General features: G+C 68.5%; 12 protein-coding genes. All 12 read left to right on the forward strand.

All coding sequences use genetic code 11. The features are described 5' to 3' along the window. The first annotated feature begins 23 nt into the window (after positions 1–23). On the forward strand, positions 24–857 hold the full coding sequence (locus tag ACF8ME_RS29345; protein WP_047219155.1) for a hypothetical protein: 834 nt from the start codon (positions 24–26) through the stop codon (positions 855–857). A 35-nt stretch (positions 858–892) separates the two neighbouring features. Continuing rightward, positions 893–1,498, forward strand: coding sequence for a hypothetical protein (locus ACF8ME_RS29350; RefSeq protein WP_227472492.1), 606 nt, complete (start codon positions 893–895; stop codon positions 1,496–1,498). Between the two features lie 112 nt (positions 1,499–1,610). Beyond that, a complete protein-coding gene (locus ACF8ME_RS29355) occupies positions 1,611–2,066 on the forward strand; it encodes a hypothetical protein (RefSeq protein ID WP_392419334.1) in 456 nt (151 codons plus the stop codon). A 50-nt stretch (positions 2,067–2,116) separates the two neighbouring features. Further along, positions 2,117–4,858, forward strand: coding sequence for a type VI secretion system ATPase TssH (tssH, locus tag ACF8ME_RS29360; protein WP_392419335.1), 2,742 nt, complete (start codon positions 2,117–2,119; stop codon positions 4,856–4,858). Further along, a complete protein-coding gene (locus tag ACF8ME_RS29365) occupies positions 4,855–7,125 on the forward strand; it encodes a S41 family peptidase (protein WP_392419336.1) in 2,271 nt (756 codons plus the stop codon). Before tssH ends, ACF8ME_RS29365 begins: the two co-directional genes overlap by 4 nt. 113 nt (positions 7,126–7,238) lie before the next feature. Then, positions 7,239–7,580 (forward strand): hypothetical protein, encoded by a 342-nt coding sequence (locus ACF8ME_RS29370; protein ID WP_392419337.1) that lies wholly within the window; start codon positions 7,239–7,241, stop codon positions 7,578–7,580. 121 nt (positions 7,581–7,701) lie between these two features. Further along, positions 7,702–10,008, forward strand: a complete 2,307-nt coding sequence (locus tag ACF8ME_RS29375) for a type VI secretion system Vgr family protein (RefSeq protein WP_160853106.1) — start codon at positions 7,702–7,704, stop codon at positions 10,006–10,008. A gap of 57 nt (positions 10,009–10,065) precedes the next feature. Next, a complete protein-coding gene (locus ACF8ME_RS29380) occupies positions 10,066–10,545 on the forward strand; it encodes a hypothetical protein (protein WP_209669197.1) in 480 nt (159 codons plus the stop codon). A 139-nt stretch (positions 10,546–10,684) separates the two neighbouring features. Next, positions 10,685–11,977 (forward strand): hypothetical protein, encoded by a 1,293-nt coding sequence (locus tag ACF8ME_RS29385; protein ID WP_343740825.1) that lies wholly within the window; start codon positions 10,685–10,687, stop codon positions 11,975–11,977. Then, on the forward strand, positions 11,974–13,095 hold the full coding sequence (locus ACF8ME_RS29390; protein WP_392419338.1) for a DUF2169 domain-containing protein: 1,122 nt from the start codon (positions 11,974–11,976) through the stop codon (positions 13,093–13,095). Before ACF8ME_RS29385 ends, ACF8ME_RS29390 begins: the two co-directional genes overlap by 4 nt. 8 nt (positions 13,096–13,103) lie before the next feature. Continuing rightward, complete coding sequence (locus tag ACF8ME_RS29395; protein ID WP_392419339.1) at positions 13,104–14,294, forward strand: hypothetical protein; 1,191 nt, start codon at positions 13,104–13,106, stop codon at positions 14,292–14,294. A gap of 5 nt (positions 14,295–14,299) precedes the next feature. Next, on the forward strand, positions 14,300–17,975 hold a 3,676-nt coding region (locus ACF8ME_RS29400; RefSeq protein WP_392419340.1), incomplete at its 3' end, for a DUF6531 domain-containing protein.

The raw sequence follows: 17,975 nt of genomic DNA on the forward strand, positions 1-17,975 counted from the left end.
TCACCACTTCCCTGCTCGCACACATGCCCACCGTACAGATCAAGTTCCCGCACAACGCACCGGTTCCTTCCACGCTGACGCTGGTCGAGGGCAACCGCCTGCGCGTCAAGATCGAGGCCGTCGCCAAGACCTACAAGCTGGGCGCCAGGATCGATGCGCCCAGCATTCTTGCGGCCCAGCCCCCCGTACACAACGCCCGCGCCGACAGCTGGCAATTCGACTTCGTGGCGCAGCAGCCCGGGCTCACCAAGCTCAGCATCGTGGCGGTGCAGGGAAGCGGGCTCAGCGTCATGCCCGCAGCCATCACCGTGCAGGTGGAGAAGAGCATTTCGCTGCCTGCGGAGAGCACGACGGAGGGGATGCTGGCAAGGCTGTTCCTGGCGGAAAGCGTCTCGCCGGGCGACACCTCACTGGCCTGGAATCTCGACAACGTGAAAACCGGAATGCAATGGATGCGCCGAGTCATCGAGAACCGCTTGAAAAGCGGAAAGCCTGAAGACTTCATGGCCCGCGGTGCCACCAGCGTCGAGGACATCGTCATGGCGGATGACCGGGGATCGGTCCAATTCCATGGCTTCAACGTCTATCCGAAGCTGGGTCCCGACATTGCCAAGAACCTCCGCGACTATGTGGACAACGCCAACAACGGCCTGCATCCCAAACGCAAGGCCTATCTGGACTTTGTGCAGGCGGCCCTGGACGTTGCCACCGGCGCGGTGCCGCCAGACCCTACCCCCACAGGCCTGTTCGCCTGGAGAACTGCGAAATCCAGCTCTCCCGGTGCCGACTTCATTCAGCACGCCGCGCTGGCTAGAAACATGTTCTACACACATGCCCGGCTGCGCAAACGCGACTGATCCCCAAACACATCGAAAACCAAGGAGGGCACTCCATGTCACCAACCCATACCGGATCAAGCGCTTTGAAACCGCATCGCCATTTCCCAATGGCCAGCCTTGCCACTGCCATTGCAGTGAGCGCCTGCTTGATAGGTGCCCAAGCCTCCGAATCATCGCCGCCACCAGCATCGCCGGCTGAAATCAGCAGCCAGCAAACCCAGCCGACGGCTGCCGACTACTCTCGGCCTGCGCAGGAAAGAGTCGCGTCCATGACTGCGCTGCGGCAATACCTGAAGTTCAAGGATGAAGTCTGGGAAACCCAAAGAGCCCGCCAGAGCAATACCTTTTGCTTCGTGCAGCAGCGTCCCGACCATCCGTCCGATCCCGAGCCGAACGTGTGGATGGTCTGGCTCAATGGCGGCGAGATCGTCAATATGGGCTGGCATCTCTATTCGCCCAAAACGCTGACGAAAGAAGACGCCAAAGCGGATGGTGAAAGCCTGGCAAGAATGAAATCCATCAAGCTCGCGACCGACGTGCGAGAAACGGCCCAGGAAATCTACGGCAGCAGCTTCCTCGTCGAACGCGCCTGGGTGGACATGCTGCTGGCGCAATGCAAGGCCAAGGGCCGCACCATCAAAGTGACTCCTGCCCGATAGCCGCATGCCGCATATCGGACGCAACCGCTTTCCCGGCCCATGCCGTGTCAGGCAAGGCCGTCGCCTGCTCGCAAGGTGTCTGCTGGCCACCCTGGCGGGGTCGGCCCTGCCTTTGCTGGCAGCGCCTGAAAGCGGGCGGGCCTTCGATTTCTCGCGTCCGGCGCAATCCCTGATTCCTTCTCCAGCCGCCCTGCGTATCTATTTGAAGAGCCGCCAGGCATCGACTGGCCCCGGAAAGCCTTCAGCCCTCCAGCGCTTTTGCTTCGTGCAACAGCACAACCGCAGCGCAGTCCCTGCGCGCTCGTCGGTCTGGATGGTCTGGCTGGAAGGCTGCCAGATCGCCAATCTGGGGCAGCGCCGCTTCACCGCCAAACCATCGCCGGATGAAGCGCAATGGGATGGCGATGCCTTGTCCGAAGCCAAGGCCATCCACCTCGCCGCCGACGTCCGCGAAACGGCGCAGGAAATCACCGGCAGCAGCTTCCTCGTCGAACGCGCCTGGGTCGACAGACTGCTGGCGCAGTGCCAGGCCAAGGGCCGCAAGGTCGAAGTCCGCCCCCTCCGCTAGCCGGCATGCCCGGCCCCCATTCATCCACCTTTTTTCCGCACCCAAGACCCATGACAGAAATCAGCCGCCAATCCCTCTTCGGCAAGCTCAACCCGCTGCTGTTCAAGTCGCTGGAAGGCGCCACCGTGTTCTGCAAGCTGCGCGGCAATCCCTATGTGGAGCTGGTGCACTGGCTGCACCAGCTGCTGCAGGAAAACGATTGCGACCTGATCCGCATCCTGCGCCACTTCGACATCGCCTCCGACCGCCTGGCCGCCGATGTGCTGCGCCGCCTGGACCAGCTGCCGCGCGGCGCCACCTCGATCAGCGACTTCTCCGAGCACATAGAGACCGCCATCGAGCGCGGCTGGGTCTATGCCACGCTGATGTTCAACGACAGCCAGATCCGCAGCGCCTATCTGCTGTCGGGCATGGTGCGCACGCGCTCGCTGGCCAATGAGCTGCGCTCCATCTCGCGCGAATTCGACAAGATCTCCGAGCCCGCGCTCAGCGACGCCTTCGCCCGCCTGCTGCCCGACTCGCCCGAGGCACGCATGCGCGCGGCCGATGGCAGCGGGCTGGAAGGCACGCCGGGCGAAGCCAGCCAGGCCACGGGCACCGCGCCCGGCCAGGGCGGTGCGCTGCAGCAGTACACGGTGGACCTGACGGCCCGCGCCAAGGCGGGCGAACTGGACCCCGTCACGGGCCGCGATGACGAAGTGCGCCAGATGGTGGACATCCTGCTGCGCCGCCGCCAGAACAACCCCATCCTGGTGGGCGAGGCCGGCGTGGGCAAGACCGCCGTGGTCGAGGGCCTGGCCCTGCGCATCGCCCAGGGCGATGTGCCGCCGCCGCTGCAGGGCGTGGAGCTGCGCGTGCTGGACGTCGGCCTGCTGCAGGCCGGCGCCAGCATGAAGGGCGAATTCGAGAACCGCTTGCGCGGCCTGCTGGACGCCGTGCAGTCCAGCACCACGCCCATCGTGCTCTTCATCGACGAAGTCCACACCCTGGTGGGCGCGGGCGGCCAGGCCGGCACCGGCGATGCCGCCAACCTGCTCAAGCCCGCCCTGGCGCGCGGCACGCTGCGCACCATCGGCGCCACCACCTGGGCCGAGTACAAGAAATACATCGAAAAAGACCCGGCCCTGACCCGCCGCTTCCAGCTGGTGCAGGTGCACGAGCCCGACGAGCCCCGCGCCGTGGACATGCTGCGCGGCGTGGCCGCCAAGCTGGAAAACCACCACCAGGTGCGCATTGCCGCAGACGCGGTGGCCGCGGCCGTCAGCCTGTCGCACCGCTACATTCCCTCGCGCCAGCTGCCCGACAAGGCCGTCAGCCTGCTGGACACGGCCTGCTCGCGCGTGGCCATGGCCCTGCATGCCACGCCCGCCCAGCTGGAAGCCGTGCAGCGCCGCATCGAGGCCCTGGGCGTAGAGCAGGAAGTGCTGCTGCGCGAGGCCGCCCTCGGCCTGCCCACGGCCGAGCGCCTGCAGGCGCTGGAAACCGACCTGGCCGGCCTGCGCGAGCGCCAGGCCACGCTGGCCGAGCGCTTTGGCCAGGAAAGCGCGCTGGCCCGCCGCATCCTGGAAACCGAGGCCGCCCTCATGGGCCTGAATCCGGCCGTCTTCTCCACCGGCGCCGCCGCAGACCCGTCCGCTGCGGCGCCGGAAACGGCCGCCGAAGCCACCGCAACCGAACCTGCCGAGCCACCCAGCGTGGCCTCGCTGGAAGCGCTGCGCCGCCAGCTCGCCGAGCTGCAGGGCGATTCCCCGCTGCTGCAGCCCGTGGTCGATGCCGGCGTGGTCGCAGCCGTCGTGGCCGAGTGGACCGGCATTCCCGTGGGCCGCATGGTGCGTGACGAGGTGCAGTCCGTGCTCTCGCTGGCAGACACGCTGGAGAAGCGCGTCATCGGCCAGCGCCACGGCCTGGAGGCCATCACGCGCCGCATCCAGACCTCCCGCGCGCGGCTGGACGATCCGAACAAACCCATCGGCGTCTTCCTGCTAGCCGGCCCCTCGGGCGTGGGCAAGACGGAAACCGCCCTCTCCCTGGCCGAAGCCCTGTATGGCGGCGAGCAAAACCTCATCACCATCAACATGAGCGAGTTCCAGGAGGCGCACACCGTCTCCACCCTCAAGGGCGCGCCGCCCGGCTACGTGGGCTACGGCGAAGGCGGCGTGCTCACCGAGGCCGTGCGCCGCCGCCCCTACAGCGTGGTCCTGCTCGACGAAATCGAGAAGGCCCACTCCGACGTGCACGAGATGTTCTTCCAGGTCTTCGACAAAGGCTGGATGGAAGACGGCGAGGGCCGCTACATCGACTTCAAGAACACCGTCATCATCCTGACCTCCAACGTGGGCTCGGACCTGATCGCCAACATGTGCCGCGACCCGGACCTGGCTCCCACGCCGGAAGGCCTGGCCCAGGCCGTGCGCCAGCCGCTGCTGCAGACCTTCCCCGCCGCGCTGCTGGGCCGCCTGACCGTCGTGCCCTACTACCCCATCTCCGACGCCATGCTGGAGCAGATCATCCGGCTGCAGATGCTGCGCATCCAGCGCCGCATCGAGGAACGCCACGGCGCGCAGTTCAGCTTCGATGAAGCCGCCGTGGACCTGGTGCGCCGCCGCTGCAGCGAGGTCGAATCGGGCGCGCGCATGGTGGACGGCATCCTCACCCAGAACCTGCTGCCGCGCATGGCTGCCCACTTCCTGCAGGCCACCGTGCAAGGCCAGGAACTGCAAAGCCTGCACGCCGGCGCCAGCGGCGACGACTTCACGCTGGACGTGCGCACCCGCGCTGCGGAGCCCGCATGAGCGGGCGCCGTCTTCCACGCGCCGCCACGGCAGTGATTGCCGCCGCGCTGCTGGCCGCCCCGGCCGCGCAGGCGCTGGACCTGGGCGCCATCGGCCAGGCCGCCGACACCGTGCAGCGGGCCTCGGGCGCCGCCACGGCCGGCCAGCAGGCGCTGGAGGCCGGCCGCAGCGCAGCCAGCACGGCCACCAACGCGGCCACCGGTGCCGCCAGCGAGGCCCGTGCCTGGTGGGAACGCAACCAGGCCCAGCCCGAGGCGGCACAGTCGCCGCCCTCCGGCGCCGCCCCCGTGCAGGACGACCAGGGCGGCCCACGCCGCGTCATGGCCGTGCTGGGCGACGCCTGGACGGACAGCGCCCGGCGCGGCCAGGCCGTGGTCGCGCTCATGGACCAGGGGCCGTACCTCGTGCAGCGCCAGGCCGCCCATGTGGCGCCGGCCAAGTCGCAATGGCTGGCCCTGCCGCGCGGCGACAGCACCGGCGTGGCCATCGAACTGCCCGGCGACCCCGACGGCACGACCTATGACCTGTCCACCGGCCGTGCCCGCCCCGGGGGCCGGGGCGTGCGCATCTTCGCCCTGTCCGTCCATGCCGACGTGCCCCAGCGCGCGGGCCGGCGCAGCCTGGACGCCATAGAGCAGCACGCCATGCTGCGCGCCAGCTCGGTGCGCACCGAATGGCCGCGCCAAAGCGGCGACATCCTGGAGCCCACGGGCGGCAAGCTGCTGGTCTGGGCCAGCGATGCCACGCAGCGCTTCCCTTCCGGCTTTGGCGCCGACGGACGCCTGTTCACCGCCGACGACCCCATGGTCACCCTGCCGCGCGGCTACACCGTGGTCACGCTGGAGCCGCAGGGCCTGCGCTTCGACCGCGCCCGGGAAATCGCCCTGGCCTTCCATGCCGTCCAGCCCGCGCAGGACATCGACCTGTCCCGCCTGGGCGCGGGCGATGCGGCCCAGGCCCTCATCGGCCTCATTGCCGAGCGCCACCCGCTGGCCGCTGCCAGCGGCTTTGATGCAGGCAAGCTGCGTGCCGACTACGGCCAGCGCCTGCAGACCGCCGCCGAGCGCGGCGACAGCGCCGCACAGGCCCAGGCCCTGGCAGAAATGGGCCAGCGCCTGGGCGACGGCCAATACCGCGTTCTGCTGCCCGGCGGCCAGGCCTGGCCCGCCCGCACAGACCGGGGCCTGTCCCCGCAGCTGCTGGCACGCGGCAGCGTCAACCTGCCCATGCCGCGCACCTGGCTGCGCGAGGACGGCCGCATCGCCATCACCAGCGTGGCGCCAGGCTCAGCCGCCGCCAAGGCGGGCCTGCAGCCCGGCAGCGACATCCTCGCCATCGAAGGGGAAAGCCCGACCCGCTACCTGGACCGCATTGCCCCCGCCTCGCTGCGCGCCGGTGCCGACGCACGCCGCGCCGACCTGCTGGCGCTGGACCTGGGCACGCCCGCCACGCTGAGCCTGCGCACCGCAGCCGGCGCGCCCCCGGCCAGCCAGGAGCAGACCCTGCGCCTGGACGCCGCCCCCGCCGCAACCACGGCCCTGCCTGCGGCCGAGCCCGCCCTCGCCTCCTTCCTGCTGCGCAGCGCCCAGGGCGGCAACCTGGCCTACATCGCCCTCGACAGCTTTGCCGACGGCGCCACCGGCCAGCTCAGCCGCTGGGAAAGCGCCCTGGCCGCCGCCACCCAGGCCAGGGTCACGGGCCTGGTCATCGACCTGCGCGCCCACCGGGGCGACGATGCCTACCAGCTGCTGCCCCACATGCTGGCCTCGCTCTACACACGCGACAAGCCACTGCGCATGCAGGACGCCGCCCAGCGACTGTTCGACCCCGCCGCCCGCGTCTGGCGCAGCCGTGGCGGCCTGGGCCTGCCGGCCCAGCTGCCGCTGGCCGCCTCGGGCACGCCCTTCACGGCCCCCATCGCCGTGCTCACCGGCCCGGGCTGCGCAGGCCCCTGCGAACTGTTCGCCGCCTGGCTGCAGCACAGCCAACGTGCCGACATCGTCGCCACCAGCGCCACGGCTGGCGCCACCGGCCCCGCCACGCGCGTGCACCTGCCGGCCGGCTTCATCGTGCAAGTCCCCCTGCTCGCAGAAACCGGCCCCGCTGGCGGCAACAACCCCGCTGCACAGGCCCAAGGCGTGACCCCGCGCCTGCGCGTGCCCGTGGACGCGGCCTTCACCGCCTCTATCCAGGCCGGCGGCGACCCGCTGCTGGACGCCGCCGTGCTCCACCTGGATCGCAGCCGCACCGCGCAGGCGTCGCGCTAGACCCACAAGCCCTTGCCGCCATGCCACCGCACCTGACCCCCGCCCGTTTCGTGACTTGTGCAGTCATGGCTGCCAGCGCGCTGGCAGCGGGCTGCTCGTCCAGCACCGACCAGATGCGGGTTGCCCTCGCTACGCCAGTTAAGGTCGAAGCCACCGGGGAGCTGCGGCTGTATGGCGCGGATGGCCGGCAGACCCGGGTGTTGAACCAGGCGAGCCTGGCCGGCAGCGTGCTGGCCCGGAGCCAGTCCCGCACGCTGGACCCGGACCAGCCCGGAACAGACAACGACTGGTTCAACGTAGCCCTGACGCCGGACGGCCTGGCGGTTTTCACCAACCGGCGCGGCAACTACCAGTTCGTTGCGCTGGGCCAGTCCTTCGACAGCGCCCCTGTCATGGATGGCGCCCAGGATGACGCCGACGGCGCCCGTCCGGGGCTGGTGTACGCAGCCCGATAGCAGCAAAGGACCTTCCAGCCACCCCATGCAAGCCCTTCATCGACCGGCGCACCCAGGCCCTGCCATCCAGGCCTGAAGCCCCGACCCCTCTTCCACCCCAAGCACCGCGAGAACCGACACCATGACACGCAGAGTCACCATCAACACCCCCCTGGCAGACCAGCTGCAGCTGCGCCGGCTGCAGGGTCGCGAGGAAATCAGCCATCTGTTCGCCCTGGAGATCGACCTGCTCAGCGAGGACGACAGCATCGACCCCAAGGCCCTGCTGGGCAAGGGCGCCACCGTGGTGGTGGAGACCCAGGACGGCGGCAAGCGCTACATCGACGGCCTGGTCACTGCCTTTGGCATGCGCGGCCAGGACGAGCACCGCAACTTCCTGTACCGCGCACGCCTGTCGCCCTGGCTGTGGCTGGCCACGCGCCGCAGCGACTTCCGCATCTTCCAGAACAAGACGGTGCCGGACATCATCAACGAGGTCCTGGGCATCTACGGCCACCCCATGCAGCAGCGCCTGACGCGCTCCTACCGCACCTGGGAGTACTGCGTGCAGTACAACGAGACGGACTTCCAGTTCGTCTCGCGCCTCATGGAGCACGAGGGCATCTGCTACTACCACCAGCACAGCGCGGGTCAGCATGTGCTGACATTGGGCGACGATGTCATCGCCTCGCACGACCCGCTGCAGGGCGGCGCCGTCATCCCCTTCCACCCGCCGGGCAAGGCCGCCGTGGCGCGCGAGGAATGCATACACGCCTGGGAACTGCACCAGCGCGTCAAGCCTGGCCGGCACTACAACGACGACTACGACTTCAAGAAGCCCCGCGCCGAGCTGTCCAACATGCGCCGCAACCCGCCCGGCCACGCGCACGACGCCTACGAGATCTACGAATGGCCGGGCGGCTACACCGAGACCGGCGACGGCGAGGACTACATCCGCGTGCGCCTGCAGCAAAGCCTCACGCGCCAGAGCACGGTGCAGGGCCGCTCCAACCACCGCGCCATGGCGCCGGGCTACACCTTCACGCTGGACAACTATCCGCGCGGCGACCAGAACCAGACCTACCTGGTCACGGCGGTCGACTATGCCTTCGAGGAGAACCCGCGCGTCAGCGACGGCGGCAGCGGCGAAGGCTCGGTGCAGAAATTCGTGCTCCAGGCCCAGCCCACCAGCCTTCCCTTCAAGCCCCAGCGCATCACCGCCAAACCACGTACCACGGGCCCGCAGACCGCCGTCGTCGTGGGCCCCGCAGGCGAAGAGATCTGGTGCGACCAGTACGGCCGCGTCAAGGTGCAGTTCCACTGGGATCGCATCGGCGGCATGAACGAGAACTCCAGCTGCTGGATGCGCGTGGCCACCAGTTGGGCCGGGCCGGGCTTTGGCGCCGTGCACATCCCGCGCATCGGCATGGAAGTCATCGTGGACTTCCTCAACGGGGATCCTGACCACCCCATCGTCATGGGCTGCGTCTACAACGCCTCCAACATGCCGCCCTGGGCACTGCCGGCCAACGCCACGCAATCGGGCATCAAGACCCGGTCGAGCAAGGGCGGCGCCCCAGGCGCGGGCATGAAGAACGGCCAGGGCGACGCCAACGCCATCCGCTTCGAGGACAAGGCTGGGCAAGAGCAGCTTTGGCTGCACGCGCAGAAGGACCAGCTCACCGAAGTCGAGAACGACGAGGACAAATGGGTGGGCAACGACCGGCGCAAGACCATCGACCGGGACGAGACCAACGTCATCCACCGCGACCGCACCGAGACCGTGGACCGTGACGAGACCATCACCGTGCACAACAACCGCACGGAGCGGGTGGACCACAACGAGAAGATCAGCATCGGCGACAACCGCAATGAAGACGTTGGCATCGACGAGAACATCTCCATCGGCAAGAACCGCAGCAAGACCATAGGCCGCAACGAGAAGGACAAGATCGGCAACAACTGGTCGATCAAGGTGGGCAAGATGAAGACCGAGACCATCGGCATCGCCTACATGCAGAACGTGGGCGTGGGGCGCATGGAAAACGTCGGCGTCGCCTACAACCTGAACGTGGGCGCCATCATGGCCACCATCGTCGGCAGCACCCAGACCACCAGCGTGGGCAGCAGCCAGTCCACCACGGTTGGCAGCACCAAGACAACCACGGTCGGCACCACGTATTCGCTGACCGTTGGGGGCGGCGGTGGCGGCGGATCTTCCGCAGGCGGCGGTCTCGCAAGCAATGTGGTTGCGCCGTCCGAAAGCGGCTCGGGTGGTGGCGGCGGCGGCTCCAACATCACCATGGACGCGCAAAGCGTCGCCATCACCGTGGGCAGCAGCAGCCTTGTGCTCAAGGCAGACGGAACCATCACCGTCAATGGCAACAGCATCCAGCTCATCGGTGCCAACGATGTCACCACCAGTTCCGGCGGCATCCATGAAAACTGATCCACGCCACGGCCCCGGCCACACCCAACAGCACCCCAGTCTTCAAGGAGCACACCCATGACCGCACTCCAACGCCCGGCCCAGGCACAGGCCATCCCCACGGCATCTGGCCTGCAGCCCGCACAGGTTCTGCAACCCCAGCAAGACGATGGAAGCATCACCATCGAGTGCCTTGGCCAGCAGTGGCAGGCGGTCGCGTCCACCCACCTGCCCAGACTGGTGAGCGGACAGCACGTACTGGTCGCAATGCCCAGTCCCGAGGCGGGGCAGCACGACCTTGCCCCCTTGATCGTCGCCGCCTGGCCCGCAGTGCAGGCACCGGCCTGCCCGCCCTGGGAATTCGACCGCGCCAGCGGTGCCCTGAGCCTGCGCGTGGCCAGCCTGGAGCTGCAAGCCGTGCAAAGCGTGCTCATCCATTGCGCCGACACGCGACTGCAGTTCACCCGTGATGGGCAAGTACAGATCCGGGGCCAGACCATCACGGCTGCCGCCGTCGAAACCCACCGTCTCGAAGGTGGCTCCATCGAACTCAACTGACCAGGCCGCCGAAGGCAACGCCCCTGCGAACGCGGCATGCGCCGCACGCCCTTCCCTTCGCTTCGACCGAATGAACACGTCAACTCCCCTTTTTCGCGCTCCTGCCGCTCCGCCGCTGCCCGCAATGCTGTCACGCCAGTTGGCGACAGCCATCCGTGCCTATGGCCGCCGCGCCGCATTGCTGCGGACCGAACACACACTCAGGGCATTGAAGGCCACCGACCAGCGGCTGGACATGCTGATGGCGGCATGCCGCTACTACGGCGGCACAGTGGCCCAGGAAGAAGCTGCCGCGTCCCACGCACAGGCACTGCCGGTTGACCGGGCAGGCTCGGCGCATGTCCGCATCGCCCTTTCAGAAGCGCATGAGGCCGATGCCGCAGCACGGCTTGCCTTGATTGCGCAATTGCTCCCGGAGCATCCCGTTGCCGTGCGCGATGGCCTGTGGTTCCACGCCGCTGAAGACACCTGCGTCCACCTGCTGGCATCGGGCGACGACCGCCTGCAGGCCCTGGGCGTGGAGCTGGCCGGCCTGCTGGCCCTGCCAAGCCACCTTGACGCGGTACACGCAGCGGCCAGGCGGGGTGCGGACACTGAAGCCTGCCTGCTGGCCTGCGCCCGCATGGGCCAGTTGCCCGATCAGGCCGCGCCCCGGCTGGCCGCCGTACTGCAAGGCCATGACCTGGCGCTGCAGCGCCGTGCGCTGGAGATCCTGTGCGTAGCCGGTGGGAGCCTGCTGCAGCGGGAGCTTGCGCGCTACATCGAGCGACTCACCGCCAACGATGGCCCCACGGAGGAATCCCACCCAGGACTCTGGGCCTCGGCAACGGACACCGCCATGGCGCTGTGGACCGCGCGCCAGCCTGAGCAGGCGCTTTCGGCCGTCACCCAGGGCCTGCGTCTGCCCCCCGACACCGTACTGCGCACGGTGGCCCTTGCCGGCCGTCTTCAAGGCCTGCTGCCGACACTGCGCTTCATCGAGCAACAGGACAGGCCGGTCACAGCCGCAGAGCGCGATCTGCTGCGGCTGGTGTTTGGCAAAGTGCCAGGCGAGCTCACCCATACACACGGGCAGGCTCCCGCCCGCACCGCCGCGCTGCGCACCCTGGCCTGCGAGGTCTTTGCCGCCAATGGTTGCCAGGCGCTGGAGCCCGGGCAGATCGGCGATTGGACAGATCCCGCGCTCAAGGAGCTTCTCTGGCCGCTGGACGGCATCCGCCTGCGTGCGGGTCGGCCACTGCACACCGTGCTGCCGCTCGAGGAAGCCTTTGACGTAGGCCACGGCCTGCGCCGCTGGCTGTATGTGGAGCATGCGGCCCGCACCGGCCGGCCGTTCCCGTTGTCCCACGAAGACCATGCCCGGCGGCAGATGACTGCCGTAGAGACGATCCAGCTCATCAGCAGCCTGGAAGACGACGGGACGGCGCAATGAACTGCAGCATCCTCAACAACACCCCGTTCGCTGCCCAGGCCTTTCCCCATACGGACGCGCAGGGCGTGCACTCGCTGGCCCTCGTCGCCAAGGGAACCTGGGAGCTGGCCGCCGGCGCCACGAACCTGCCCAGGCTGCGGCCGGCCGAGCGCCAGCGCCCCATCCACCGCGCCGGCCTGCTGCGCCCCCTGGGCAGTCTTGCCAGGGACGAGTTCCAGGCCCAGGTGCTTCAGCCGCGTGCACAGCAACCCTGGCCGATCTGCGAACCGGAGCATGTGCCTCCCAAACCCTGGTTCGACCTGCTGCTCGACGCCTGCGCCGTATCGCCGAACGGGCGCCCGGCCTCCAGCATCGACGTCGCCGTGGACTATGAGCGCCAGGGCCGCCAGCACCGCCTGGCCGCACTGAGGGCATTCAGCCCACGGATATGGATCAAGGACTTTGGCCAGTTGAAGGCCAGTGAGCTGGGGCCGTCATTGCGCATCCCGCTGCTGCGGCCGTTTGCCTTTGGAGGACAAACGCTGGACGCCAGGGGCAACAGCCTGGTGGACGAGCACAACCCGGACGGCATGGGTTTCTACGGCACGGCGGCGCAGGCCGCCTCGGCGCCCCTGCCATGGATGCAGGCGCTGGACAAACCGCTCAGGTACTGGGATGACACCGTGGCGGAACAGGCCCTTGGCCTGGGCCTGGTGCCTGCCCACCACCAGCCGCGCCGCGCGCTGCAGGGCAGCTTCGACGACGCCTGGCGCCAGAGCCGCGCACCGCTGTTGCCCCTGGACCATGATCCACGCCACCGCAACGCCGCACCGCAATCGCTGCAGCTGGCCGAGTCGCCGCGGCCCGGAGACGTACTGGCACTGCACCACATGGGCACCGAGCCGCTGATGCGTTTCGTCTGGCCACGGGTGGCCCTTGTGGCACAGGCTGAGACTGCGGGCGGCACGCTTTTGCTGCCCCAGGAGCTGCGTTGGGACACGCTGGCCGTGGACACGGAGCAAGCCGATGCCTCGCTGGTCTGGCGCGCCCTGCTGCCCCTTGCCGCGCAGGAACGCATCGCCGTGGTCCATCTCTGGGCCCATGAAAACGCCCCCGCGGTCCCCGCCGCCCCGCAATGAGTTCCCGCATGGCCTCCTCGAACACACCACCCTCATCCCCCTGCCTGTGGCGCATCCAGCATGCCGGGGCAGTCACCTGCATCGGCACCAGCGCCTGGCAGTCGGCCGCCTCCTGGGTCGGCATGCAAAAGCGCATGCGCAAACTCGTCGTTGCAGCCGTCAGCCCCCATCCCGTCACCATCGCCCCCTGTCCTGAGATCACCGAAGGCGAGCAGCAGACGGCACGCCTGGCCAAGCTGCTGGGCGCGGCACTGGCCGACCTCATTGCGGACGTGCAAAGCCGGCCCGCCGACGCCCCGGTCGCACTGCCACACCGCATCGTGCTGGCATTGCCCATGCGCGTGTCCGGTGACGAGGCCGCTGCACTGTGGCGCCAGACACTTGCCGCGCTGGAACGCTGGGCAGGCCCCAAAGCGTCGGCCCCCCTGATCAGCATTCCCCTGACCCCAGTCTTCGGAGGACATGGCGCCGGCTATGGCGCCTTGCAGACCCTGGGCCGGCCCACCGCAGCCGATGACCATGCCTTGCTGCTGGCGGTAGACAGCCTGCTGGACGAAGCCACCCTGGTGCAAGCCCATGCCCAGGCAGGCCTGTTGACCGACAGCCGCCCACAGGGCTGCATTGCCGGAGAGGCGGCTGCCGCCCTGCTGCTGCAGGCCGCGCCAGACACGACCTACCGGGATGACCGCCATCTGGTGCTGCATGTCCCCTCCCTGGCACGCGGCGCCGGCCCCCATCGCCTGCCACACCAGCGGGCCGATGCAGCGCCTTTGGCCGAGGTGCTGCGCGGCGCCCTCGACGGCGCGGGCTGGAAGGAGGAACACGTGGGCTGCGCCGTTTCCGATTTCGACGGATCGGACTGGCGCGCGGCCATCCAGGTCATGGCACGGGCTCGGCTGGACGGCAGCTTCCAGCCAGATACCTGGGAGCCTGCAGCCATGACCGGCCAGGTCGGCGCCGCCACCGGCCCCTTGCACTGGGCCCTGGCCGCCCAGCGCCTTCGCCACGATGCACGCCCGCCCAACTCCATCCTCAGCTGGGTGCTGGATGAAGGCGAGGAAGTGGCCGCCGTGGCGCTGGAACGCACCATTCGCACCCTCCGTACCGGGCCCACGGGCAAAGCACACCCTCTCAACAGCAGCAACGGCGCCGCAACGCAGACCTACTCGGCCCGTTTTCTGCAAAGCAAGGAGTCCTGAACACCATGGGCACGCACATCTTCAGCGGCGGCGATGGCGCCATCACCCAGACCGCCAACGCCTGGACCTTCGACCCGGCCACCCCGGTCCACCTCAAGCCCAAGGGCGACCCCGGCGTGGCCTGGCACTCCAACAACAGCAGCGCCATCAAGGTCCCGCTGGGCACCGTCAAGGAATACGGCACCGACATGGCCAACCGCTACGGCGCCATGGATACCGGCAAGCACGATCCCGTCAGTGTCATCGTGGGCCTGTTCACCAAGGTCAAGGACCACGTCAACCAGCACGTCACCTACGTCAAGTCCGTCGTCCATGAAGCGGGCGAAATGGTGGTCAACGGCGTCACCACGCTGACCAATGCCATCCTGATCAAACTGGCGCCTGAAACCGCCAAGATGATCGAGAACGGCAAAAACGTGCTGACCGGCATGGAATTGCGGCATTTCAGCGCGGCCGGTCAGGCCCAGGCCGAGGAATTGCTGGCAATGCTCAAGGACCCAGAAACCTACATGGGCCTGGCCGTCTCCATCGGAGCCACTGCCGTGCAAGGCGTCCCTGTCCTGGGTCAGGCCGTAGGGGGCGCCGTCATGGTGGACCGCGCCGTGGGCACCGGCCAGGCGGCAATACAAGCGGCCGAGGAAATCCGCAACATCACGGCCAACTGGGGCACGGAGATGACACCTGCCCAAATGGAACATGCCCGCATGCAACTGGCGCTGTGGCTCATGGGCAGCGGCATGGCCTTGCTGTTGGCACTGGCAGGTAAATTCAAGCGCAAAACCAAAAGCCAGGGCAACAGCGATCAGCACCCCACCACCGAACACAGCGACACCAAGAAGCCCGATGGCAAGGGCCCCTGCTCGCAGTGCGCCACGCGTTTTCCCGTGATTCTTTCCACCGGGCAGAAGCACCTGGACGAAACCGATTTCACCCTCGCAGGCCCCATCCCCATCGTCTGGCGGCGCCGCTACATCTCGGGCCTTGCCGAAGAAAGTCCCTGGGGCCGGGGCTGGAGCCATGAATTCACGCAGGAACTGCGCCTGTCGGCCGATGGCTGCGTGCTGGCAGACGACACAGGCCTGTACGTCACATTGCCCTCCCTGGCCGTGGGAGCCGAGCATTTCGACATCTATGAAAAGTTCACGCTCAGCCACCCGGAGCCCGACCTCTGGGCCATCACCTACAAGGAAGGCCTGTCCCGCCTCTTCCGCCGCGAAGCACCCGAGCAATGGCGCCTGCCGCTGGCCGCGCTCCAGGACCGCGACGGCAACACCGTGCAATTGCATTGGAAATACGCCCTGGGCTCGGACGAACCCGCCACAACGCAGACCTGGAGTGCACGCTACGCCGCAGGCCAGGGTGCTGCCCCCGCCACACAGGGCAAGCCACACGCACCCTTTGCCCGCCCCCTGCTCGCCGGCCTGAGCGACACCGCAGGCCGCCGCCTGCACCTGCACTGGAGCGCGCCAGGCACCTTGCCGCAGGACGCCTTTGCCGGCGCACGCCTGACTGCCGTGGTCCTGCATGCCCCAGAGCACGCCCCGCAGACCCTGGCCCAGTACGCCTACGACGCCCAGGGCCAGCTCATCTCCACGCACCACGGCAGCCAGCCCTACCGCCAATACGCCTGGCGCTCCGGCGTGCTGGTGGGCTACCGCAAATCCAGCGGGCATCGCTACTTCGCCCAGTACGACATCGAAGGACCCCAGGGCCGCGTGCTGCGCTCCTGGTGCGCCGACACGCCGGTACCCGGCCAGGACGACGACCGCTTCACCTACCTGCCCCATGAGCGTGTCACGCGCCACACCGACGGCCTGGGCCGCACCACCGCCTACCACTGGGATGCGCGCTTCAACATCATTGCCACCGTCATCGCGGAAGGCACGCCCGAACAGATCATCGAGCAGACCCCCACCGATGCCACCGGCGCCTCCACAGGCCGCATAGACCCCCTGGGCCGCCGCACCACCCTGCGCCGCGATGCACGCGGCAACCTGGTCCAGATCATCGACGCCATGGGCCATGCCACCACGCTGCAATACAACCCGCTGGACCTGGTCACCACGCTGCGCGACGCCCTGGGCCATGAATGGCATCAGGAATACGACGGCCGCGGCCACCTTGTGCAAGCCACCGACCCGCTGGGCCGCACCACGCGCTACCGCCATGACGCCCGGGGCCGCACCGTGGAAGTCATTGACGCCAAGGGAGGCTCCAAGCGCCTGGCCTGGGATGAGGCCGACCGCCTTGTGGCCTACACCGACTGCTCGGGCCAGACCACGCGCTTCGCCTACGACGCCCTGGGCCAGCCCGTGCTGCGCACCGATGCGCTGGGCCAGCAGACCCGCTACGAATACAACGATGCGGGCCAGCTGATACGTGTCATCGAGCCATCCAGCCCCGCAGCCCCAGGCAGCCAGCCCACCACCCCCATCCACCTCTACGCCTGGAACGGCGAAGGCCACCTGCTGGCCTACACCGACCCCATGGGCCAGAGCACCCGCTACACCTACGACGGCATGGGCCGCCCGCTCACCCGGATTGACGCCGCAGGCCGCAGCCTCGCCTACCACTACGACCGCGCCGGCCGCCTCATTGCCCTGGACAACGAGAACCACGCCCGCACCCACTTCCGCTACGACCTGCGCGACCAGCTCACCGACGAAGTCGGCTTCGACGGCCGCTGGCAGCGCTACATCTACAACGCCGCCGGCGAGCTCACCCACGTCATCGAAGCCGGCGGCAGCGACGCCGGGCCCGGCAAGGTCACCTGCTTCGAGCGCGATGCCCTGGGCCGTCTGCTGGCCAAGCGCGCCCTGGGCCACACCGGCCCCTTGGAAGAAACCACCTACCGCTACGACGCCCTGGGCCGCCTGACCCAGGCCAGCAACGCCGCCTCCCACCTGGCCTTTGCCTATGACCCCGTGGGCCAATTGCTCAGCGAGACCCAGACCCTGCAGGCTCTCGGCAATGCCACAGGCCAGGCCCGCCACAAGCTGCAACGCAGCCTCTCGCACGGCTACGACGAACTTGGCAACCGCACCCACACCCGCATGCCGGATGGCCGCACCCTGCACTGGCTGTTCTATGGCTCGGGCCACCTGCACCAGATCAACATCGCTCCAGCGCAAGGCCCTGACCAGCCTCCGGCGGCGCACCAGGTCATCGCCGACATGGAACGCGACGCCCTGCACCGCGAAGTGCGCCGCAGCCAGGGCGCACTGTCCAGCCGCTACGACTGGGATCCGGCCGGGCGTCTGCTGCGCCACCGCGCCGCGCTGCAAGGCAGCGGCCACGTGATCCGGCCCGGCAACTCCAACGCAACGCTGGAGCGTGGCTACGCCTACGACGCCGCAGGCCAGCTCATCGCCCGTGCCGACTCCCTGCGCGGCCGCCAGGACTTCCGCTACGACCCCACGGGCCGCATCCTCGCCAGCCTGCCCGCACAAGGCAGCCCTCTGGCCCGCGAGCTGTTTGCCTTCGACCCTGCCGGCAACCTGCTGGACTCCATCCCCGGCAAAGACGGCCAGCCCGTGGACACCACTCTTGGCGTGGTGGGCGACAACCGCCTGCGCTTCTACCAAGACCTGCACTTTGAATACGACGTGCACGGCAACGTCACAAAGCGCACCCGGGGCAACCAGAAAGCCGGTACCCAGGAAGTACTGGACCTGACCTGGA

Source organism: Delftia sp. WSY_7 (assembly GCF_043104845.1).
Taxonomy (GTDB): Bacteria; Pseudomonadota; Gammaproteobacteria; order Burkholderiales; family Burkholderiaceae_C; genus Comamonas; species Comamonas tsuruhatensis.